Origin of the sequence: Paenibacillus sp. Dod16 (assembly GCF_049893405.1) — a bacterium.
Classification (GTDB): Bacteria; Bacillota; Bacilli; order Paenibacillales; family Paenibacillaceae; genus Paenibacillus_AQ.
In genome coordinates this window covers 46,524-69,857 of sequence record NZ_JBNDYG010000016.1, presented here as the reverse complement: position 1 = coordinate 69,857, position 23,334 = coordinate 46,524, and the positions used below count along the sequence as shown (strand labels likewise).

Annotated in this window: 24 protein-coding genes; 20 read left to right on the top strand and 4 right to left on the bottom strand. The window is 43.7% G+C overall.

All coding sequences use genetic code 11. From position 1 onward, the window contains the following. Nucleotides 1-100 precede the first annotated feature (100 nt). The 3 genes from ACPV3A_RS14700 (at nt 101) to ACPV3A_RS14690 (ending at nt 5,782) form a co-directional block, all read left to right on the top strand. Nucleotides 101-952: a hypothetical protein gene (locus ACPV3A_RS14700; protein ID WP_426200085.1), complete on the top strand. Its 852-nt coding sequence runs from the start codon at nt 101-103 to the stop codon at nt 950-952. A gap of 208 nt (nt 953-1,160) precedes the next feature. Then, complete coding sequence (locus ACPV3A_RS14695; protein WP_426200084.1) at nt 1,161-2,372, top strand: S-layer homology domain-containing protein; 1,212 nt, start codon at nt 1,161-1,163, stop codon at nt 2,370-2,372. A gap of 878 nt (nt 2,373-3,250) precedes the next feature. Further along, nucleotides 3,251-5,782, top strand: a complete 2,532-nt coding sequence (locus ACPV3A_RS14690; protein WP_426200083.1) for a DUF5704 domain-containing protein — start codon at nt 3,251-3,253, stop codon at nt 5,780-5,782. Nucleotides 5,783-5,986: 204 nt separating this feature from the next. Here ACPV3A_RS14690 and ACPV3A_RS14685 read toward each other — a convergent pair whose 3' ends face one another. The 4 genes from ACPV3A_RS14685 to ACPV3A_RS14670 form a co-directional block, all read right to left on the bottom strand. Beyond that, nucleotides 5,987-7,270: a hypothetical protein gene (locus ACPV3A_RS14685; protein ID WP_426200082.1), complete on the bottom strand. Its 1,284-nt coding sequence runs from the start codon at nt 7,268-7,270 to the stop codon at nt 5,987-5,989. Nucleotides 7,271-7,378: 108 nt separating this feature from the next. Continuing rightward, entirely contained in the window at nt 7,379-8,041 is a 663-nt protein-coding gene (locus ACPV3A_RS14680; RefSeq protein ID WP_426200081.1) for a hypothetical protein, read from the bottom strand. Further along, complete coding sequence (locus tag ACPV3A_RS14675; RefSeq protein WP_426200080.1) at nt 8,034-8,462, bottom strand: hypothetical protein; 429 nt, start codon at nt 8,460-8,462, stop codon at nt 8,034-8,036. The genes ACPV3A_RS14680 and ACPV3A_RS14675 overlap by 8 nt, the downstream gene beginning before the upstream one ends. A 463-nt stretch (nt 8,463-8,925) precedes the next feature. Beyond that, nucleotides 8,926-9,426 (bottom strand): DUF5662 family protein, encoded by a 501-nt coding sequence (locus ACPV3A_RS14670; protein WP_426200079.1) that lies wholly within the window; start codon nt 9,424-9,426, stop codon nt 8,926-8,928. A gap of 788 nt (nt 9,427-10,214) precedes the next feature. On the opposite strand from ACPV3A_RS14670, the gene ACPV3A_RS14665 reads away from it, so the two are divergent. The 17 genes from ACPV3A_RS14665 (at nt 10,215) to ACPV3A_RS14585 (ending at nt 22,558) form a co-directional block, all read left to right on the top strand. Continuing rightward, nucleotides 10,215-11,192, top strand: coding sequence for a DnaA N-terminal domain-containing protein (locus tag ACPV3A_RS14665; protein WP_426200078.1), 978 nt, complete (start codon nt 10,215-10,217; stop codon nt 11,190-11,192). Between the two features lie 841 nt (nt 11,193-12,033). After that, the gene (locus ACPV3A_RS14660; protein ID WP_426200077.1) at nt 12,034-12,330 is read left to right on the top strand and encodes a hypothetical protein; all 297 of its coding nucleotides are present in this window, start codon (nt 12,034-12,036) and stop codon (nt 12,328-12,330) included. 981 nt (nt 12,331-13,311) lie between these two features. Beyond that, entirely contained in the window at nt 13,312-13,446 is a 135-nt protein-coding gene (locus ACPV3A_RS14655; protein WP_426200076.1) for a hypothetical protein, read from the top strand. Then, nucleotides 13,443-13,841 (top strand): type II toxin-antitoxin system death-on-curing family toxin, encoded by a 399-nt coding sequence (locus tag ACPV3A_RS14650; RefSeq protein ID WP_426200075.1) that lies wholly within the window; start codon nt 13,443-13,445, stop codon nt 13,839-13,841. The genes ACPV3A_RS14655 and ACPV3A_RS14650 overlap by 4 nt, the downstream gene beginning before the upstream one ends. A gap of 263 nt (nt 13,842-14,104) precedes the next feature. Beyond that, on the top strand, nt 14,105-16,204 hold the full coding sequence (locus ACPV3A_RS14645) for a DNA cytosine methyltransferase (RefSeq protein ID WP_426200074.1): 2,100 nt from the start codon (nt 14,105-14,107) through the stop codon (nt 16,202-16,204). Between the two features lie 99 nt (nt 16,205-16,303). After that, nucleotides 16,304-17,062, top strand: coding sequence for an N-6 DNA methylase (locus ACPV3A_RS14640; protein ID WP_426200073.1), 759 nt, complete (start codon nt 16,304-16,306; stop codon nt 17,060-17,062). 195 nt (nt 17,063-17,257) lie between these two features. Then, nucleotides 17,258-17,605, top strand: a complete 348-nt coding sequence (locus ACPV3A_RS14635; protein WP_426200072.1) for a hypothetical protein — start codon at nt 17,258-17,260, stop codon at nt 17,603-17,605. 171 nt (nt 17,606-17,776) lie between these two features. Then, nucleotides 17,777-18,031 carry a hypothetical protein gene (locus ACPV3A_RS14630; RefSeq protein WP_426200071.1) on the top strand — a complete coding sequence of 85 codons (255 nt, stop codon included), beginning with the start codon at nt 17,777-17,779 and terminating at the stop codon, nt 18,029-18,031. Between the two features lie 345 nt (nt 18,032-18,376). After that, entirely contained in the window at nt 18,377-18,643 is a 267-nt protein-coding gene (locus tag ACPV3A_RS14625) for an LPD11 domain-containing protein (RefSeq protein ID WP_426200070.1), read from the top strand. A 63-nt stretch (nt 18,644-18,706) separates the two neighbouring features. Then, nucleotides 18,707-18,910: an XRE family transcriptional regulator gene (locus ACPV3A_RS14620; RefSeq protein ID WP_426200069.1), complete on the top strand. Its 204-nt coding sequence runs from the start codon at nt 18,707-18,709 to the stop codon at nt 18,908-18,910. A gap of 443 nt (nt 18,911-19,353) precedes the next feature. After that, on the top strand, nt 19,354-19,725 hold the full coding sequence (locus ACPV3A_RS14615) for a hypothetical protein (protein ID WP_426200068.1): 372 nt from the start codon (nt 19,354-19,356) through the stop codon (nt 19,723-19,725). Nucleotides 19,726-19,813: 88 nt separating this feature from the next. Further along, a complete protein-coding gene (locus tag ACPV3A_RS14610; protein WP_426200067.1) occupies nt 19,814-20,293 on the top strand; it encodes a hypothetical protein in 480 nt (159 codons plus the stop codon). Next, on the top strand, nt 20,290-20,847 hold the full coding sequence (locus tag ACPV3A_RS14605) for a hypothetical protein (RefSeq protein WP_426200066.1): 558 nt from the start codon (nt 20,290-20,292) through the stop codon (nt 20,845-20,847). Before ACPV3A_RS14610 ends, ACPV3A_RS14605 begins: the two co-directional genes overlap by 4 nt. Nucleotides 20,848-20,933: 86 nt before the next feature. Next, nucleotides 20,934-21,179 (top strand): hypothetical protein, encoded by a 246-nt coding sequence (locus ACPV3A_RS14600; protein WP_426200065.1) that lies wholly within the window; start codon nt 20,934-20,936, stop codon nt 21,177-21,179. A 110-nt stretch (nt 21,180-21,289) separates the two neighbouring features. Beyond that, the gene (locus tag ACPV3A_RS14595) at nt 21,290-21,901 is read left to right on the top strand and encodes a hypothetical protein (RefSeq protein ID WP_426200064.1); all 612 of its coding nucleotides are present in this window, start codon (nt 21,290-21,292) and stop codon (nt 21,899-21,901) included. Then, entirely contained in the window at nt 21,898-22,161 is a 264-nt protein-coding gene (locus ACPV3A_RS14590) for a hypothetical protein (protein WP_426200063.1), read from the top strand. The genes ACPV3A_RS14595 and ACPV3A_RS14590 overlap by 4 nt, the downstream gene beginning before the upstream one ends. Before the next feature lie 133 nt (nt 22,162-22,294). Beyond that, nucleotides 22,295-22,558: a hypothetical protein gene (locus ACPV3A_RS14585; protein WP_426200062.1), complete on the top strand. Its 264-nt coding sequence runs from the start codon at nt 22,295-22,297 to the stop codon at nt 22,556-22,558. Nucleotides 22,559-23,334: the final 776 nt, after the last annotated feature.

The window sequence follows — 23,334 nt, the reverse complement described above, 5'->3', positions numbered from 1 at the left end:
TATTTTCGTTATGATCTTCCTTCCTTTATTTCAAATATCATCAATGCGGTTGAATGATCTAGAACTCTCTATTCAGCTTACAAACCGGTACGATGTGATCATGAAAACAGCTGTCCAGGATGCAGCCAACGTGATGAACGATACGGTCGATCAGGATTATGAGCCGGGTTATGGCTCAAAAAAATTCTTCCGGGCCAACAAGGAACGAGCGGTCGAAAGTTTTTATCGCACAATGGCCTTAAACTTCGATATCAACGGCGATGCTGTGGCCATTGGAAATCTAGCCGGATACATTCCAGCGATTCTCGTGATCGACTACGACGGCTATTACGTGTACTCGACCGAGTCATTCGTCGACTCCAAAGGCGAAACTCAGCTACGGCCTGTTTGGTCGCCGAAGAAACCGTATTCTTATTCTGATGCACAAGGGAACATCATACAGTTTTCGCTTGATAGCTTCGTTAAAAGTTATAACAAGAGTACAGACCAGTGGATTCATGGAAAGCGGCACGAAGTCGCAAACCAGACGCAAATCACTTTACTGAAAGATCCGCAAATGTTCGAAAGTGTGCGCCGGCAGACGATTATTAACGGTATTCAAAATGATTTGGCCTATGTAATCAACCGACATAATCAATATGCAACGCGCTACGGTGTCGATTATATCTTCACGCTGCCGCAGATCTCCCAGGAAGAATGGGACAACGGAATCGACGATATCGGAATTCTCGCCTTCGTTCAAGGCATTCCCGTCGGCGATCAGGCGTATAACAACTACGCATTCGCCGGCGGCCGGCTACAAAAAAAGAAAACGATATATGCCACAACCGATCCCAGAACCGGAATCAAATATTACGATCGTGACCCATCGAAGCTTCCGGGCCGCGTAGAAGAACGATTTGATCACGAAAGGGACGCGGCAAGGTTTGGATATTTTCCTCTTACCAAATAGACAAGCAAAACACTAGACTCATGATGACGATAAAAGAATAGAGAGTGGCGTTCTCTCAATCTTAATCTTCAGATAATCAAGAGTCCCCCCTCTCGTTGCCCCGACGCGACTAGAAAAGCACAACTTGCCGCAGACGGGTGCAACCGAGTAATGGAGCAAAGTATGAGTTCTCCCAACAATAAGAGTATGAATAAAAGGAGTGAGTCACATGAAAAAACATTTTACTAAAATTACAGGAATCGCTTTGGCAGCAGCACTTACGCTGGGTCTGATGGGTAGCGCGACACCTAACGCGCAAGCAGCTACGACACAATTTTCCGACGTGAAATCAACACACTGGGCCGCTAGCGCCATTAACAAAGGGGTATCTAAAGGATATATCGAGGGTTATACGAACGGTAAATTCAAACCAGAAGCCAGCGTAACACGCGCAGAATTCGTGAAGATGGTCGTCTCGGCCATGAATCTTGAAACCACGGCAGCCAACGGCAAATGGTACGTTCAATACGTAAATGCCGCAAGCAAAGCAGGCCTCTACGCTCCCGCTGATTTTTCCAATAACGAAGCGGCTTGGACAAAAGTAATGACGCGTGAAGAAATGTCCCGTGTAGCAGCTCGTGCGATCGGGGAAACAACAAAAGAAAATGACAAATGGATGTACCTGGCCACAAAAACTGGTCTGATCCACGGTTTAGGTAAAGGAGAGCTTGCTCCGAAAGGGTTGACCACACGTGCGCAAGCTGTAGTTTTGATCGAACGTATTCTCTCCAAGAACAGCGGCGCTAACCTCGATGTAGATAAGTATGCGGTCGGAAGCGCTGAAATTGCATGGCACGGTACAAACATCTTCACTGTAATGCCAGAAATGTGGGTTACACCAGAATCCGATTTGAGACAGTCTGGTAAGACATCGGTCGAAGACATGTGGAACGAAAAGCTTATGACCATCACATCGAAAGACGGACTGTATCAAGGTAAGCTTGACGCACTGATCGCCATCGACCTTGCCGACCCTAACGATCCCAACCTTGGGCTGATTAAGCCGATCGATACGCTTAAATGGTTTAATCAGAGACCATCCATAACCAACCTGATGGTCAAAGACCAGAAGAATAGTTACGTACTTTATTTCAAAGGTGGAACCGTATTTAACAAAGATACAAAAAAATATAACTCTAATAGATTGTTGCAATTCCAGGTTGACGGATTTGATAGCCCTGATCGTAATGCCTTTTTCAATAAAGGCAAGTTGAATAGAGCTGCGCGCGTTTATCGCAGTAGTTTAGAAGACATGCCTGCACTTATTATTCCTAAAGCAGGAAGTATTCAACAAAACGATTTGGTCATTAGACTTCAAACACCAACAAGTGGTTCCCTCTATAGTGAAAATATCTTACTTCGTCTCGTAGGTGTTAAATAATGAAGAAAAAACGACGACGTCTACTGCTTGTCGGACTCAGCATACTGCTGCTCTTAACGAGCAGTATGCTGAATGTTTTTTCTCCATTCGAGGGTACCATTGAAGCTGCTTCAACAAAAAAAGAAGTACCCTACGATAGTGCATCAGGTGTAAAAAAGCACCCACAACGGCAAAGTTTAGTATTTGGAAAAAACCCTACGGCCACAACTACCATCTCCGAAAATGCGGGGGCAAATAATACGATAGAAAAAATTATATTTTATAGAGGAAATCAAGCTGTCAAGACAATTGATGTTAACGCACAGACGTTTAATCAAACCATCTCCTTCAACGGAGAAAAACATGAAGTATTATCTAAAGATAACGGATCTGCCGGTTCCTACTTCGCATGGACTCGTGGTTCTACTGTCGATTGGGGCGCATCAGGGGAAAATGATAGTTGGCGAACTATCAGCAATGTTCAAGTCGACAATGAAACCGTTGATGGCAGAACAGTCCGGAAATATCCGGGTAAAAAAATTCAGATGTATGTTAAATACTCACGAACAGAGCCTTTTTATAGTGAAATAGACGGAACGAAACTATCGTTTGATAAAGAATTGATCGACAACCGATCCAGTATCATCCGTACACAAAATCCCAGCACTCCTTCGCCAGATCGCGTAATTGTTGATGATCAAAAAAGGGTACAAGCAACTGGTCTGAACATAAGCGGATATGCTCATCCCTCAACAGAAATCATACAAATTGTAGCCGGTCTTGAAAAAGGGGCAACTGATGGACCCACGCGAAGTCTCGATTTTGCAACCATTACATTTAATCAGGAACACGATGCTGATGGGCACAAATATTACGTCAGAAAAAGTAGTGCTGACCCCATGGTTCCTTATGATGATTCGCGGCCGAATTCACAAGCCATGGCCTTTTACTATGTCGCTTATAAATACACGTTCTCGTCATTCACCTATCAATACCCTGATCATTATGAGATCTTCACAAAGAAAGGCACAACCCCACCGCCTGAGAATAGTTGTACCATCACCGACGGACGCGTTATCGAGGGTGAAAAAATGACACCAGACGCAAGCGCAGTGATCAGAGCCGACCAACGTGACAGGGAAATGTTTGACGTTCTTCAAGGAATTCCAACATCCGAAAGTTTATACGGGAATGTACTCGCAAATAACTACTTACACCAGTACAAATTCCAAGAAAAACTCGGAGTATGCGTGTATGACCTCACCGTCACACGAGATTACACGTTCCACTGGGACCCAGGAAGATCAGTTCCAAATCCGAACGGAAATGGAACGATTACAATACCCGACCCGCAAGTAGATTATGCCTCTGTACCTTATTCGATCCGTATTGAGCGTACTTTCTCCTATTGGGTCGTAGATAAACTAGGTGTCTACTCGATTGACAGCGCTGAACTCAAGAACTATGCCTTTAACGGCGAGAAGATTACGATTCATCCGGCCGGCTACATCCCACCTAACGTCACGCTTACCCGAGACGGTAAATACGTAGCGGACCCCGGACCCGGTAACTATACGGCTCCATCCAAAACCCTAACCGGTGGAAGAACAAAACCATCGATTCCGTCCGGAGAGAGCGCCGAGCTCACTAGTTTGACGGAGTCGAAAATCAGCCAAGTCAAAGTCAATAATGACACACTGATATTTAATGGCCAAACGCTTATGAACGGCAGCGTTGTCGAACGCAAAACGCAAGACCCAACACGGGTACCGGACCCAACAATCATCGGTCGTGACGTTCTTTACAGCCCGGGAAACATGATTCCAATCAGTAAGACGAATAAGATGAGCCAACCGAGCAGCGGAACCATCACGTATAAGCCGCTCAGCGTCAATTATAACGCCGCTCCGGGAGATACCTATCCGATAGCTGGAATCAACCCTGTAACCGTGCATACGCCCGTTGTGAACTACTCATCGGCATCTGACGATCAGGCTCATAACCAGAAGACGTATCCAAACTACAACCGGATGGCCTTCATCCTCGATCGTCCGTTTACCGTAACGATCCCAACGAGTGGGCAGCATCAGAATTATCCAGGTTACGGAAATCGAGATTACGCGAAGTATTTCCGGAGCAAAGAAGTGTACTTCCCGTTCGACGTCTATTCTGGAGACAAATCAACGTTTTATCCGAAAAATACCTGGATCAATATTCCGGTTGGGCAGCTCACAACCGAGTTCTTCTTGCCCGTATGGGTCGATGAAGGTGACTATACCGTTTACTACCGGAACATCGCCGAAAACGCGCCAGGCGTAACGCCAACGCAGCAGGACGCGAACTTCGATCTGATCAACCATGTAGCTTCGGATACCGTCGATGTTGAAGTCATCGGTCGACTGTATGATTTCCATATCACCGATATCGCAGATTTCAACTGGGAATTGGTCTTCCGTACGCAGTCCGGAAGCATGACGCCAACCGGCAATAGTTACTGGACGGGCCTACTCGGAATCGATGGCGCCCCGCGCGGTAACAGCCAGCCGTTCACGCTGCCGATCCTACCAGGCAAAAACCCGCTTGAAGGAACCAAGAACGTCTCGGTCAAGACCGGTTATCATGTGAAATTTGATCTAAAAAGTAAGGGGAATATGTTCAGCAAGCAGGATGGAATCCGCATCACCCCGAGCTTCACATTCGTCAGCCGCGACGGCCGTACAACAATGCCCGTCGATCTCTACTATAACGACGATCATCGAAAGTTTATCAAAGTCGGTTCGCCAGAAGATACTGAGCAGCGGTACGTCATCTTGAACGACCGGCTGCGGAACGTGCCTGAAGAGGAGCTCACCGACACAGCTCGGTATAAGTACGACAATTACTATACCTTCGCGGAAATGAACGGCGTGAGCCGCGATCTGTTCATCGCAGATTACATCCGCCGATTCACCAAGGAGAAAACGCCCGTTGGCGGGTTCGCTCTGATGCTTCTCCCGGAACAGATCCGAACGTTCATCGGACCGAAAACAAATCTTCCACCTTCAGTCGATAACGCGAGGGCAAACGCAGCAGTGCAAAAATGGTACGGTCAGTACTCCCTACCAGGCGATCCTTACGTGGTAAGAGCTGGAGAAAACTTGGCCGAATATAGCCGTAAAAACGGTGCACTGACCAAGCGTGACCCGATCTTCCTGAAGGACGGATATATTGTTCTGAACTTCAATATCGAAAGCATTAAAAACGGTAATCTCAGCCAGCCGCACCTACAGTACATTAATGCGCCGCTAATGAACCAGTGGAGAATGGAAGGCTACAACCGTAGTGTGCAGGATTCCTGGGGCCATACATTCACTTTGAAAGACGGCGATATTGTATTCTACAATGCCGATAAGTCCTACAAAGACGATTTCCAAGCTGAAGTGACGCACTAATATAATTAAACGCCAAAAAAGCCTGACTCCATTAAGGGGGTCAGGCTTTTTTAATTTCGATACGGTGTATAGGAACTCAATAACAAATGTTTTACGTTCAAAACTTCCGTTGTTCCTCTTTCATAACAGTCAATATGATATGTAAGCTAAACAAAAAAAGAGCCCGCGAAACTATCCGCGAACTCTTTTCTATATGATTCAATATTAGTTGGCAGCGGACTCTTTGCTAGCAGCGACCTCTTTGCTGGCAGAGGGCTCTTTACGAGTCGGACGGAGCCGTAGCGCCACCTGATACAGACCCTGAACGTTAAGGAATCTAGAAAACGTACTATCCAGATATACAATCGGCAATAGATTATCTTTACCAAACTCAGCTATACGAACTTGTAGCTTGGGAAATAGAGTCCATTCAAGAGGAGTAGCTCCGCCACCAAATACAAAAATGACCTCTATAAACCCTGACACTTTTTTCAACACTTTGCTGACTTCACCTGAGATCGAATCGGCAAAGCGATCCTCCTGCGTTTGGTTGATGTTATTAATCTTTTCCCATTTCTTTTTCGTAAACGCCGATGGCTGCTTGTGCAGAAACTCCGCCAGCTCTTTTCTAGAACGATAAGAATAGCCCTCAGCTTGCAACAAAGAGAGTGTCTCTTCCAGGATTGAACCATAACCCAGTTTGGTCGTCGTGCTGACATCTGGGTTAAACTTACCATTTGAGAATACGACCCAATCTATTGTACCTTCGCCGATGTCAATTCCGAGGGTATTTTCAGCGTTAACAAGATCTTTTCCTGTAATTCCATCCAGTTCTCCATTCGGGAAACGCTTAACGGCTTCTTTTCGAATCATTTCAAGAACTTCGTCTTTTGCAAGCATAAGACCGTATTGTGCAGATTCTCCTTCACTAACTACCATCACATAATCAAAGATAATTTCCACTTTAATCTGCTGTTCGAAATTATGGAAGATGACGATGTGTGATGCTCCGCCGTTCAGATACAAATCTTGATACATCTTCGCACGACCTTTATTTTCTTCGATCGGCAACGCCGTTCCCAGATCAACACGAACTTGCAAAACTCCACCTTCTGGAAGCATTTTAGTATTATTATAATGTTCCTGCAAGGCATCAGCTGCTATCGTACCAAGCCCAAGAACCCCAGACAAGTCAACTTCTGATTTACCAACATTAGAAAACACATCGTATTCCTCAACGCTCAAGCCTGATTTAAGCGCACGTTCACCGAACAAACGACGCTCCGTCGACTTAACAAGCGGGCTTACAAAACTCAAATCCATTTGATTAATAATATCTTTCATAAAAAAATCAATATCATCCGGTCCTAGTGGAGTTGTATCTCGGTTAAACTGCTTTACTGTTACACTCGGAAAAACCCGGAGCAATCCATTAATGTTTGCTTTCACATAACCGTTACCTAAATCAATTCCTGCTTTTTTGATCTGCTGCAATGTAGCTTTCGCCATAGTCTCATCTTCTCCCTTTTCCAGCATTTTTTATCAATTAGAAAACAGATTCACGACTATTACTTGTTACCGCTGGTTCGTATTTCAATAGTTCAACAATAAGAAATCTTATCTGTCCAAACGACTACCCGAATCTCCAAGAAAAATACTAAGGTTGTCGTTCGCTGAAGTGGAGTCTTGTCTTTCGCCAGCGTGATTATGAGACGGTGATGACGTGCTTCTCGCATCGCGACGAATCATATCACCGATTCCGATCGAGTCAGAATGCTCCCCCTGCTCCTTTGTTCCTGCTAACGCATCGCGGCGGATCATATCACCAATTCCGATCGAATCAGAAGACTCTCCTTGCTCTCTACCTCCTGCTGTCGCATCGCGCTGGATCATGTCCCCCATCCGCTCCGCCTCAGAGGAAATTCTCTGATCTTTTAGTTCGAAGTTTGATTCCTGACGCACCATATTTCCTGTCGACTCAGTGTTATAAGGCAGTTGATGAGATTCCGGATTTGATGGCCGTGAAGGCGATGATGTCGGAAGAGCTGCTGACGTGGGTGCTGCCTGTTGTGAAGGAACGTTACGTGAACCCTGGGACTGCATTTCCTTCATACGTTGGTTGAGATGAGCTTTGATTACATCGCCCTCTCCATAGGTTTGGAGCGCATCTTGAATAATAAGATCGAGGCTTGTCCCCAAATTTGCCTGAGCTTTACACCAATCTCTAATTTCTTTAGATTCTGATTCCCAAAACGAAATACGTTTGCGCTTATCATTCATTTAAATCTCTTCCTTTCTTAGAAATCGGAATACTAGAACTCATTCGTTCAACTTGAATTTTTCTGGCATACTCCGTCAACTTGATGGCCGTTCCAAAGCGAATGGAGTGCATTGACGTCTCCCCACTTGTTATACGGGAAAGTGTAGATTCACCAATTTTGGATAGCTTACTAATCTGGTAGCACGTTACACCACTTTTTTTCAGGAGCCACTCAATTAACAGGCTATCTGCATACCCGTTTCCGCAAGCTATGCCATCCTGAAGCTGGACCCTATCTCCAAGATTTTGTACGCATAGGGCCAATGCAGCAATGGCTTCTTCAGCAGTAACTTCCCAACCATCCAAAAAATAACGTCCATCTTTCGCTTCAAATCGCCTCGCGTCTTGTTGTCGCAAATCAATCGAAATCGGATCAGCCATTATGAATCACACTTTTGTTTCTCGCAAAATGCTCGCTCCAAGTAGAAGCAGAGGTGAAGTTCACGTTCATATTCGCCTCTCCTTTAGATATGTAAAAATCAGTTCGATATCCAATATATGTCTTATAAAGACTCTTATTGGTTGCAGGAATATTGTACCACGATACTTCCGCCTATGCAAGTATTGCATATCGAATGTGTATTTTATGTTGTATGTAATCACATATTTTATGATGTGAATTTAAATTATCTTATAATATTCGTTTGTTTTACATTATTTTGTACACATTTCATGTGCGCTTATATATATTGTCGTATGCTGTTGCATTATGTCTTCGTATGAAATGTTAATTTTGCTACATATATATTATTGCTTTTTGTGATTAACCAATAAGCTGAATCAATTAAAAACACACGCCCATCCATCTCTGCGTGTGTTTATTTCCGTTATTCATATCCCCTTTTCACCTTGCAACATATGTACCAAAACGATCTGCCGTATTAATCAAAATTTGAGTTAATTCATCCGTGTAATTAAAACGTTTCTTGTTCTCCAAAATGGAATGAACCATATTCCCGTTCCCATGTTCCCTACACGCTACCATCCAGTCACAGAACATTTCAACGATGTCCATGAGATCCATTCCAGCTACACCATTCTTGTAATGCTGCGGATGATGAGAATTCATCTGGTAATGGTGATCGAGAGCAACCTTTACTTTTTCTTTTCTTAGATGGGCTTCATACTCCGGGCTACCAATCTTCAGTTTTTTATACTCAGCCGTGTTCTGGTGCAGAATACTTTTTTCAGGTTCTTCAAGCTTGGACATATCATGGATGACAGATCGCATGTTCAGTATTTCAGCAAACGCCTGCATATATTGTTGAACATTAGCAATATGCGCACGAGTCTCTCTTAAATAATCCTGCTCGGTGTATGTCGCCTCTTTTGTCAGTTCCGTCAAATTTATTCACCCTTTTCACGTTTTTAGGTGGGATCTGATCCATTGCCAATCGATCACTATCTATATCTAAGTATAACGAAAATATTTGAAATCGCAATATATTATTCATCAAAAACACTGTACATTCAATCATTTGTTAAACAATTATATTAGTTTTAATTGAAACTCGGTGCGATAATTGATCCGCACCAATCAAACATTTGCAGTATATTACCTAAACAGTAATGTACATGTAAAAATCCCAATGAGAAGGAGGAAAGACAGTGACAATGCAGGCATGCGGCATCTGCGAATGTGATGATCTCGAAGAGGATTCAGGTTTTATTTGCAGCCAGTGTCTTGATCAATACGAAAATGGAGAACTTGGTTCCTAGTCCTTGTACACAAAGAAGCCCATACGGAACCTCCGTACGGGCTTTTTTTCTTCATCAATCCAACAAAAAACCTGTTCATTTGACAATTAGAAATGTTTAACAAAATCTCAATCTGTTTCCGATAAACATAAAATAGGGATTGTGGCCTATTAAATTTAAGGCTTTTGCATTGTTGTCAAGACTTTAGTATTATAACTTGCGTTCGCAAATATTAGAAATTATGGTAATATGATGAAGAAAGAAAAGAGCCACCCCCTGTCGCATTAGGGAGTGACTCCGGTGATGTCAATCGCTATACTCGCTAACCTTTAAGACGACTAAATCCGAAGGAAAGGAGTCTAACAATTCTGATCATAGTTATGGGTAAGTATAGCGGATAAATCACCCTTTTGTCAATTTGGGGAGGGCTTTACCGTGAAACAACACAGCAGTGAAATGGTCACCTATTTTCGTTATGTAGCGACTGCAGAAAAGGTGCCACGTAAGAGAACCCGAGACGAACAAACCATTGAGGACCACGTAAGAATAAACAAAAAAGTCTACTTCACCGCGAACGAGGTTGCTGCATTTAGTCTTGAAGGGTTCGGTAAATCTTTAATCGCACGATCCGGTAATAAAACGATTATCGAAAATTACATGCTTGATTACTGGCAGCCCATTCTAGGTTTTCAAGCTACGATGGTATACATCAATTACCATCGTATGTGCATCAACAATGACATGCCATTCCGGTCCATCGATAACATGGCCGAAAATATGGGGATCAGCCGGCAGACGCTTTCGAAGTACCTAGATGTATTGGAATCATATGGCTTTGTCATGCGATTTTGGGCTGAAAACAAAAAGAAAACCGGAATGAATGATGCTACAAGAGTCAAAGTCCGAGCAAGTATACCATTGCTCAGCGAGGACTTAGTTGCCCAGTTACCCGATTCAATTCGGGAAAGTCACAATGAGTACATCTTAAGATTGAGCGAATCTTATGACATTGAACTCGAAGAAAGTCTTCCGGACGTTTCCCCGACTACAGTAATTGAGAATCAGGGTTTCGAACGTAAACCCCACTCGCTTGTAATTGGATCTGGAATAAAAGAACACATCGAAAGAAAAAGTAAAGAGGCCAAATCATCCCGGACGGTTGAAGAAACCCGCCTGTGGGAAGAATCATGCTCTTTCATAAAAACCAAAATAACATTACCATCTTTTCAAACATGGTTCGGTGAAACCTACCTTCTAATTCGAGAAGGTAAGATCATTATCGTGGCCACTCACGATGTAGTGAGAGACTGGCTCGACCGAAATTATATGGATTTAATATCGTATACTGTCACGCAGTACTCTGGTCTGGAACGTCCCATCTTAATGAAAACAGCAGATCAAATCTTTTCTTAACAAAAGCGGGAGAAATTCTCCCGCTTTTTTTTGTACCTTCATTCATTACGAACTTCATTTTTTGTTTGGTTAAAAATTTTAACATAACAAAAATGTGTATAACTTTTACTTGGTTAAAATTTTTAACATAAGCCTTCGTTAAAATTTTTAACATAAGAAAATCCGTTTGGTTAAAAATTTTAACACGGGGTTATCCACAGAAAACATTTCGTTAATTTTTTTAACATAATGATGACTTCCATTTGTTTGGTTAAAATTTTTAACTAGGGGGGTTTAAAAATTTAACACAAAGAAGTACTTCTTTAAGAATTACTTTAAAACAACTCCTTAAATATCTACGACCAACGCTCGCAAAACTAAACCATGATCCAATCTCAAACGATACAGCTTTAGATATAAGTCTGACTGAGCGATCTTAAGAGAAAGCGACAGTTTTTTTTCCTTCCGAAAAAGTCACGGACTTTCCGCGACCTATTAGCAATTTGAAGTTTCTTCGATTTTCTAAAGTCACACTTGAGAAGCTTGATGTTATTAATACGTCCACATTCCCCTGGCTACACTCGTTTAACTTATCCACAATGACGAGCTGTTCACCGTTAAAACGAGTTATGCTGCAGCAGCTATGGCTTAAACGAAATCATCTCTCACCAGTTGACCGTTTAAAGCAATTTTTCCAACCAGAACAGTTACAAAGCACTTGCGTTTCACCCTATTCTTTTTTACGATACATAATATTCAAACCCGTCATGTTATTAACCAGATTTTAAAAAGTAAAACACCACTATGACACGCCATATTGGCGAGTACACTCGGCTAACGCCAGAAGGAGAAAAAATATTATATGCAAACCATTTCTTACCCACAGATTCAAAAAGGCAACAAAAAGGGGAACACATTCATCGTGACAAAAACTGAAACAGACGGTCAGTTCAACGTTTATCAATTGTTTGAAGAACACAATGACTATGCAACAGCATCCGATATCCGTGCTGCCCAGTCATCGCTCAAAAATGTTCCGGACGATGAAATCATCGTCTCCATACCAGGTGAAGATAGAAATGCTTTTCTAGTGATGAATCACATCGATATCCACGAAGTAAACTCATTCACACTTACCCTGAATTCAAACCCGTCATAAAGCAAAACCACTGGTTTGATCAATCGGATAAAGCTTCGACCCTTCCGTTTTCGAGAACCGATCACGACTCTTCGTGATCGGTTCTTTTTTTGGTTTGCAAAGAGCAGTTTCAAAAAATAGGTCTTAGGGCATTAAAGTCTTAGTGAACTAAAGCTAATTATTATTCAAAACATTTTTGCGAAATTATATAAATGTCTTGGATACTTTCAAAAAACGTATTATAATGTGTTGTGTACACAATGAATTTAATTTCGAATTGTATTCAAGGTTTAATTTTGTTTATAATTTTCAGTGATTCTATCGAACCATTATCGTTGTAGGGCTAAAGTAGTTTATTCAAGGGAGATAGTGATAATGCGGAAAGTTTTTAAGGAGAATGTCAGTAGTTTTGTCACAAGCTTGTTGTTTAGAGGTACACCCTTCTGGGAAGATAATAAAGTCAGCGCTGATGATGAATCATTGTAACCTGAAGCCATTTCCATTTCTGTATGGATCTCTCTAGAACGTTCAAACATATACTGAATTAAGATAAATTACGAATCGCAGCTTATTCCCCTCCGAATGTATTTTGCAATCTTATCCCTAAATTTTAATAAATTAATGACACACAAAATGATTCATAGTTAAACTACCGTATACCATACGATCAATATTCATATTCTGTAATGCATAAATTACACATTTTTTTAGTATTTAATATTTCTTATGACGAAGTAATCGATATTTGTTGAATCATATCGCTAATCATACTGCACTTCATTTCTTCATTCAGTCAAAACAGATCCTTGAGAGATCATCTGAGTAAGCAGAAAAAACTCAAGCGAGTCGCTATACGCGACCAATAAATAACACGATAGGATTGATACCCTGTTGTGGTCTATCTTTATACGGGGTTTAACTTGATAAAAAGCGGGCACACTGATACGATTCTTTTATGAATCGGAGGTGTTTGTCACGGAGAAGGATAAGGAGGAACAGAACATGAACGCTGTACGAAAAGAAGAAATGAGCAGCGACAAAAGAAAGAAGTTCGATCGCAGCCAAATGATCCGTTCGATGACTAAGAAAGCCTGTCTGGAAAACGATGAGGCTCTTAGGAGGCTTTCCAAAAATTGATTGAACGACTGACTTACGAGGATATCATTGATATCCATGATACTGCTCTAGAACTTTATAACGGGCTTCCAGGAATGAATGAGCCGGGATTAATAGCCTTTGTTGCGGAAAAACCCTTTCAGGGTTTCGGTGACAAAGAATATTATCCCGGCTTTTTTTTGAAGGCAGCTGTGTATATGGAAGCATTCGCGACTCACCAATTATTTTGTGATGGTAACAAGCGTACCGGTTATTTGAGCGCTAAAATCTTCCTCGAAATCAACGGCTACCACCTCCAAGTCACAGACGACGATTTATACGAAACCACGATCGCCGTAGCAACGAAAAAAATTGGGCTCCACCAGTTAGCCGATTGGTTGAAACGTCATTCCGTAAAAGAACCCCTCTCCTATTAATCTTGAGTCATTATTCTCATAAACCGGCATGCAAACCTGCATCCCGGTTTATTTTTTTGCGTTTCCTGGAAAACCGTGATCAGAACACGTCGCCCAACGCGACCAATACATAACACGAAATGAATGCCTGATATAACCAACAACGTACGAACCATTATGCCGAACAAAAGCGTCGTTATGCGGCCGCTCGGTATATTGACCAAATAAAAAATTGATACGTAGCTGACGGAAATCACCCGGTGCTCGTGAAATGGAGGATACCTATGAAGGAAATTATCGTAGACAACTTTGCTGGCGGAGGTGGTGCCGGCACTGGTATTGAACTTGCCACTGGGGAAAGTCCAGAAGTAGCCATTAATCATGATCCGGATGCGATCTCGATGTACCGGGTAAATCACCCAAGAGCAAAAACTTACTGCGAATCGGTATGGGACGTCGACCCACGTGAGGCGGCGGCTGGCCGACCAGTAGGCTTAGTTTGGCTCTCACCGGATTGCAAACACTTTTCAAAAGCTAAAGGTGCAACACCTGTCAAAAAACATATCCGAGGGCTCGCCTGGGTCGCGGTTCGATGGGCAGCCACCGTCCGTCCCCGCGTAATCATGTTGGAGAATGTCGAAGAATTCAAAACCTGGGGGCCTGTAATTCCAGAGCGGGATGAAAAAACTGGCAGATTAATGAAGAAAGTTCCCAATTCGACAAATCCAAAGAAATACGAATTAGTCGTTTCGGAACCAGGTGAAATAGTTCCTCACGAACTAAGAGTCTACTACCCTGACCCTAAACGAAAAGGGTTCACTTTCAATTCCTTTGTAAACGCTTTAAAACGACAAGGGTACGATGTCGAGTGGCGTGAATTACGCGCATGCGACTACGGCGCTCCGACAAGCCGCAAGCGACTGTTTATGGTTGCTCGCCGCGACGGTCGTCCAATTGTATGGCCAAAACCAACCCATGGAGCGCCTGACAGCCCAGAGGTACAACGCGGAGAGCTCGCGCCGTGGCGTACCGCAGCAGAAATCATTGACTGGTCCATCCCCTGCAAATCTATTTTTGGCCGCAAAAAAGAGCTGGCTGAAAATACAAAGCGCCGGATTGCTCGCGGGATAGATCGCTACGTCAAGAACAACCCCCACCCTTTTGTTATGAAAGTTAATCATACAGGCGAACAATTCCGTGGACAGGAAATGAATCAGCCTATGCAGACGGTAACAGCAAAAAATGGATGGAGCGTCGTCACCCCGTACATCGCACGGATCGGACAGTCCGGGTTCGGAGGGGACCGGCTGCAATACGAGCTAGAAGACCCGCTCACGACAGTCACAACCAAGGCTGAACACCTTCTCGTTACTCCGGTATTGGGTGTATCCACCACGGGGCACCCCGCCAGATCGTCTAATAGCCATTTTCGGACCTCTACGAGAGGTGAGAATCATATGTTAGTCAGCCCGACGCTCATTCAGATGGGTTACACGGAACGGGACGGACAAGCCCCACGCGTGCTGGACCTAAATAAACCGGTCGGCACGATTACGGCAGCGGGCAACAAATTTGCCGTCGCCGAAGCTGTGCTCGCAATGCCACACATCACTAAGTTCCGTGGGGGCGCCGTTGGCCACGCGATCGACAAACCCCTTCACACCATTACCAGCGGGGCAGGAGCAGCTCGTCCAGCCGGCGCCGCTCATGCACTGGGGATGGTAACGGCTTTCCTCGCTAAGCATAGCGGCAGCAGACCAAATACTGATGGCGAAGATCTACGGTCGGCAGTACCCGCTACCGACAATGAAAAGGTCGTTACGGCACATATTGCTCGCCACTTCGGTGAATCTATCGGGAGCTCGGCAAACGCTCCGATTGGCACGATAACCGCCGGTGGTGGCGGTAAGAGCGCTTTGGTCACAAGTCATCTGATCAAGTTCAGAGGCACCTGTATGGACGGCCAGCCGGTTACAGAACCGATACCTACAATTACTGCAGGCGGGACCCACATCGGCGAAGTCCGCTCCTTCCTACAGCAATATTATGAAGATGACAAAAACAATCCGAAAGATACACTCGGAACGGTCACAATTGATGGTGTCGACTATCAAATCGTTGATATCGGAATGCGTATGCTTGAGCCACACGAACTGTTTGCAGCTCAGGGCTTCCCCGAGAATTATACGATCGATGTGGATTCCGAAGGTAGGAAGTATTCCAAGAGCGCACAAGTGGCCCGATGCGGCAATGCGGTACCACCACCTTTTTCCAAAGCACTCGTTCAATCAAATCTGCCTGAACTGTGCATCGGAGCCGGAAAGGTACTTACGCTGGAGCGGTACAAGCCGGTCGAAGAAGGTCAAATGGCATTCAGTATGTAAAAAAAAGCGAACGTGGTCGTAGTCCTACATTCCATAACGGATAAACATGGTCTTTCTACGTTCACTAACCTACTGATAAACATCAAGGAGGATGACATAGTGGGAAACAACATGACCGGTCTCACCCCGGCACAAAAACGCTTTATAGACCTATTTAATACGCTCACGCACCGACACAGAGCTTGGCAGGTATGGAGCGATTTTATCGAGTTAGCAGCGTGTTCGATCTCAAACGTCTTTGATCGCCGGCATAAAAATGCCCGCGAAGCGAGCTATTTAAGCATAATCGCTAAGTATAATGCGAGCGAGCAAGGAATCTTTCCAATGCTCTACGCCGAGATCGTAAATGCTTTTGAACAGAAACCTGAGCAAGATTTTCTCGGAGATCTGTTCATGAGGCTAGAGCTAAGCAATCATTGGCGCGGACAATTTTTCACCCCATATAACATATGTCTGCTGATGGCGCAAATGCAGTTTGCTAACGATTTCGCACAGATGATTACCGAAAAAGGCGTTGTAAATGTAAACGATCCCGCCTGCGGCGCCGGCGCAACACTCATCGCCTTCGCCAACGAAGCCCGCTCTCGCGGCATCAACTTCCAACAAAGCATTCTCTTTACCGCGCAAGACATCGACCGTACAGCGGCGCTTATGTGCTATGTACAGCTCTCCCTTCTCGGCTGTGGCGGATACGTAATCATAGGCGATTCGCTACGTAATCCTGCGACCGAATCGGATTTAGACGGCCCAGACGTCTGGTATACGCCGCTTTACTTTATGGCGAGTTGGCCAATCCGCAAAAAGCTGCAGAAGATCAGCATGATGGCCATGAAAACTCCTGAAACCACCCTTAATTAAAATAAGCGAGCCCTAAGACGGGCCCACCAGCTAACAACCTGAAGGGAAGTCATGCCATTTGGGTGCTTAGGGATCGTCATTTCGGCGGCAGTTTATAGGCAACTAATAACCCGCTCCATGATGGCAGATTGGTAAAGTGCCGAAACGGCGCAAGGCCTCGCGGGAAACCAACTAATACTAAAAGGAGAAATGAAAATGAGAACATCACATGATTGGAAAAACTGCGAAGAAAAGTACAAGAACTTGGTCTGGCAAGTGGCTGAAAGAGCCTTCGAGGCGCCAGACGGCCTGCAGCAAGCCATCATGGAAAAACAGTCCTATAAGGAACGTAACCATGACGAAAATTTGGCTATCGATTGGCACGTATGGACGAAAAAAGAGCTGCTTGATTTTGTAGGAGCCACAAATGAAGAATTTGAACATGATTGCATGATTGCTTACATCCGGCACTTGGAGCAAGTCGCAAAAAGTCAAAAATACCAGCTCGATAAGTTTGGCGAAAAACTTCAAAACGGATCACTTGTATGGGCCTTACCCGCCTGATGATAGTCTGCTGGTATCAGGTTGAAACGACGCAAGCCGTCGCGCGAAACCGACATAAACAAGTGTGCCCTATGCTGGGCCCCCCAGCCAACACCCTGAAGGGAGGTCATGCTTATGTAGGTGTTTGTCAATGTTTCAGGCAACTAATAAAACCATGAGGAGTGTATTTTTGTGAGCAATATTGACTGGAATCGATATAAGTTAACAGCAGCTGTAGATGCTATTCAAAACATGAAGATTGATGAAGACGGATTCATCGAGTGGGGAAGCATCGAGAGGATTGATGCAGTTGTTGAGATTTATGTGGAAGACACTGAAACAGGAGAAAAGATACATGTCAGCTGCGACAAACTTGTAGAAGAGGAAATCTCCAAAGCAGTTGCTGAGGCGATTGAGCAAAAGGAATCCAGTCTGCCCTCTTCCTAATGTCTTAGACACCGAACACTCGGCCCGCTACGGCGGGTCCTGGATTCGGTGCCTAATGCCCACAATAGCCCCTAGAGCGTAGCAAAACATCACAGCTTATAGTGAACATACTCTGGAGCAGCTGCTCCTTAAATCAAATCTAATAAAACAGGAGGAATTGATATGACTCACGCTGCACCGGTATCCGAAAAAATGTTCGAGGTGACCTACACATACACGTATCGTAATGGCAATCTCGAAGAATGTAAGGAAGAGTTGTTTTCCTAGCCAGAAAAAGAAAGTATAACCTGGCTCCGCTTAAATACGTTACATCTTTATGAAAATATATTAACGGAGGACTTCTCAGTGAAGGATATATTGAAATCAGATGCGAAATTTCGCTATATGATGCTAGGCAGATTCCAACGTGATTGTGAATACTATTTGAATTTCGGTAACAGAAATAGCAATGTACTTTGGTCACTAGATGAAGGAAAACATATTGAAAATATGAAGGCACTACACAATAGTTTCGAGGAAAATGATAAACCTGAATGGCTTACCTGGGAACAAATTTTAGAGTACGAAAAGCTAATGTTAATTGTAGAGCCAAGATCGACAGCGATTGAATGAATTTGCTGCTCGACAGCTTCCGGAGAGCAAGTCAATTTGGAAGAACAGGAGTTGGTCCCTTTCGTGAAAAAAAGTCAAATCACCCCTTTTGGCTGGGCAATCAAACGACGCCTGGCTGAGCTCGAAGTCGATCAAAAAACGTTCTGCGAACAAAATGACATACCGCAGGCTCGCTTGTCCGATATGATCCGAGGTAGACGAAAAGCAAAGCACTATCGAATGCAGGTCATTGAACTTTTAAACTTACACGAGTATGACGAATCTTAACCTCTCGGACGCTTTCCTTACGAATTGCGATTAAAGGGTTGCTGAATGGCTATTGGAAATCACACAAAAACGGACTGGCGGGATAAACCCGCCGGTATTTTTTTTATTTAGGTAAGACAATTTATCCATTTCTGAGCTCTAAAATTAATACAGATCATTTGAAGATCCATCTGTCTGCGTACGAAAACGAGAAGATCGTCGCTATTATAGACGTTGCCCCGAGCCGACAATCCCCCCTCCCCGCCGAACATGTTGTAATCGCTTCAATAAGGCATGGTACTGGAGCTCAAAGACGAGCTAACCGAACAGATACGTGAGCTGCGCAGTAGGTCAGAAAAAAGCGACTGAAGCGGTTCCCGCCGATTAACGAGTTGAAGAAAAACAATCATCGATGTAGGGGTCACAAACATTATTATCCAAATTTCTATGAGGAGGTCCTCATTATGGTTAAAACAGAACTTCAACGTGTACAAAGTGCTACAGAAAAACAAGTGGTAGACTTTGAATCTCGTTTAAAGAACATTGACAAATACGCTCTACCCACTGAAGTTGATCCAGAAAATGCGGCTGTTCCTTGTTTCTGCTGTGATAAAGAGGTCATTCACACAAACGGTGGTGGAAATGGATGGTGGGCTGAGGCACATACAGGAAAGGGTGTATTTAAAACAGTTATGCTTCATACAGAGTGTGAAGATCACCCCTTAATTTGGCGCGAAAGTAATGGAGGACATTCCTACACAATCGTGATCGGAGATCGAGGTCCTGACGGTCTTACACCTGAAACCACCAGGTACATTGAATCTAATGACGATTAAGCCCTGCTCAGGCTGCTCACTACGGTGTACGGCCTTATGAAGCGGCTTATGGCGAAACAATAGCATAGTGAAGAGAGGAGGTTTATACATGGGTTTTACAAAAGGTACATGGTCCGTATTCAAACCTTTAATTGAAGCACTCCATGAAAACAGCAAATTTCATTTGGTGGATCAAGGGGAATTTATCATCATATCCGAACTATGCGGGAATGAGGCATACGTTCACCGCATTTATGCGGAGACGGGAGACGTCGAGACGTTAAATAAACGTTGTGGCTGGAATTGGGAAGATAACCTATGGCTTGAAGCACCTATCAAGATTATACCTGTATGGTCACTACACACCAATGACAAAGGCTATTACTGCGTGTATGACGACTATAAGGTTGCCATAGAGCAAAGCCGGGGTACAGGCCATATGGTAGTACAGGGATTCTCTACAGACCACCCGCTTCCAAACGTAGGTAAATTCTATCTTCAAAAAGATGATCTAATCGAAGATATCCTCAACGAGGAAAGTATGACAAACGATCTTATCATAGATACAACAACGGAGGTAATTATATGACTATTTTGACTCATGGTAAAGAGAGACTTACGCAAGAACAACGTGACGCACTGGTACAAGAAAACATCGCTGAAATGGGTATGTTTATTGGTGCCCTTATTCGTGAAGGACAATTTCTAAAATCGGATCTGGATGTCCCCAGTCTCGAAGTAAGTAAACATATCATGTCATGGGCTAAGGAATTCGAAGACAAGTATCAAGGTCCTGACTTTGATTACGGTAAAGGCATCCCTGAACTCGGCGACCCAGCAGGCTATCTCGATGCTATAGATAACTTTACGGATCTAAAAATGCGTGAAGCTGGCTGGCTTACAGAGGAGTATATTAACGACGAAGAACGCTTCTGGCATGACATGGAGTATTACGTGGACATAGAGTTTAGAGTTACCCGGACAATTAAGGTCAAAGCATTCAGCAAAGCAGAAGCTAATGCACAAGCAGAAGCTTGGTGGGAACAAGTTTCACTAGCTGAAGCAGCTGAAAAGGCTGACGGTGTCGAAGATTTCTTCATTAAAGATTCTTTTAGAGTAGATGATGCGAGTCGTATGTACTGATAAATTCTTATCTTTAGTAGAGAAAATCCAATTAATCCCCCTGGGAGTGCTCTACAGCGCTTCTAAGGGACCTACAGGAGGAACCTATGATACAGTTGAATGCACAAGAAAAGAGTGCCCTATGGGTGCTGCAAACCGCAATAGAAGTTCTTAACCATGTGTTAATGTCAAATGATGAGTTATGCCAGGTTCTTGATGATCTTGGCTTTCTCCCTGAGAGAGACCTCACAGAAATGAGTGCTGAACTTGAGTTTTGTGTTAAACGTGGCCAAATTGGTACAAGAGAAGATCTGCTGAACCTGAGCAACTCCGAAGATCCTAACAAGACGTAGGAATTACAAATCCAATCGGTTTTGATCAAGACCTGCAGAAATCTGGTATTACGAGATTATCGAAAAGGAATATGCTTAACCCCCATACCCCATATAAGGAGAAAAAACGGATGGAAGCTTTGAACTTATATGAAATTTCATACCCTGATTATTTTGAGGATTACCCAGATTATTCGGTCCTAAAGACTGCCAAGTCCGCAGGCGCTGCCAAATATGATGCATTCCTATCATTCAGCGAATGTGATCCGGATATGAAATTTGGTGACTATGTGAAGATCGTGAAGGTTCGCAAACTCGGACAATCAACCCCGGGTAAAAACGAGAAGCCATTCCCAGGCCAGGACAGAATCGATATCGTAAATTCCCTTATTCGGGAGATCGGCAGTAGAGGACGACGGTTCCTATATTCCAGTAAGCACGACCGATATGCTGCGTTCCATTGGGCAGGGGGTAGGCTGTGGTTGACAGATGACTATACGGGGACGCACCTTCTAATGGACGTGTCTATGCCGGATAGACATTATCATTTCTCGCATGGAGGAACACTGTGGGGCCTCGTGTGCGACTTTCGGGATTTTATTAATGGTGATGACGACGCGAACCACAAGAACGGATATGGCGGCCTCTATTGCTCTCATTGGAGGTATTCCGAACAGGATATGCAGGCAATTCAGCAGCGCGCCATCAATCTTGGCTATTTGAAAAGGAGAGATAACGAATGAACACTGAAAAAGTCTTTGTATACCGAATTTGTGAATGCGATGCAGTGGCTGCTTATTCTCTTGATGAAGCATTTGAATGGTACAAAGAAACGACTGGCATAGAGGACGGAGACTTATACGCATATGACGATGTTGAGATTGTTGATAAATCTGATTCTGTGTGGTCCGACGAAGACATGAAACAGAAGATCACCGTTGGAGAAATCGTAGATAGGAAATGGAAAGGTGAACCTTTTATTGTCATTTCGTACGAATATTAATGCCCTAGGGACCCCTCTCAAGTAGGGATAATCCTCCAAACCTAAACATGATACGGCAGCCGCTATCGCTGAGCATATTCGTTCGACTCGATGGAGCCTATGCCGCAAAACAAAAACAAAGGAGCTAATTAAAATGAGATATTTCGAAATTCACGATCCATATTACGCATTGATCAAGGCAGATATTAAAGAAGAGGCCATTCAAGTTTATGACACATATGTAGCCGATTCCGATTCTGAAATAGTCGTTGAAGAAATAAGTCGCGATTCTGCGTTGGTAAAGTTTGCTCGTGGAAAGAACAACGGTGTAATTGAGATGGTAAGTGAAAGAGAAATAATTGAAGAATTCAACCGAGATCAAGCTGACATACTCTTGATTACGAGTGAATTAACTTAATTTGCTGTAGGCCTCCGACAGCGACCGAATAATCCCAGCAGAGCCGTTGCCGAAGCCTTCCGTAAACCTCCAAACCTAAACATGATACGGCAGCCGCTATCGCTGAGCAATTTCGTTCAACTCGATGGCGGCAAATGCTCTAGAATATCCGATTAAATAAACCCCATAGAAGCGCCCTACAGCGATTCTAAAGAACCTGCAGGAGGTAAATTATGCCCCAATTAAATACACATCAAACAAAAGCTTCGTGGATCTGCCCAAACGAGTGCGAAATTAGTCATGTCCTGGTATGTGGTGGTGACCTTGGAGACCCAAATGCTCCTAACGTGTACTTTCAAATGCAATTGGACGGAACATATATGGACCGTTTTAGTGATGGATCAACCGGTGTTCCTAATGAGTGCTATGAACACGCCGATGGCGGTTGTGGAACTGAACCGATCTGTCCGGAATGTCGAACCGTATGTGTTGATACGGAGATGAACCACTGCATCGGATAGATTCAACGCCCTTGTTGAGATGGAGCGGGAACTGCTACAAGATAGACCCTTTCCTGGATCTCACGTCTAAAGCTAATAGGAGCTACCTACAGGAACTTCTAAAGAATCTCCAGTTGGAAGCTTACGAACTCAACAATATCCTATGCGTTAGCCTTAATGCTAACATTAATGTTATCCTTTTCATTAGCAATATTGTAAGTATTATCTTTATGTTCATGTGATAGTTTTTACTGATTAGAGTTACCCCATTAGGGAGAGAAATTATCTCGAAACATG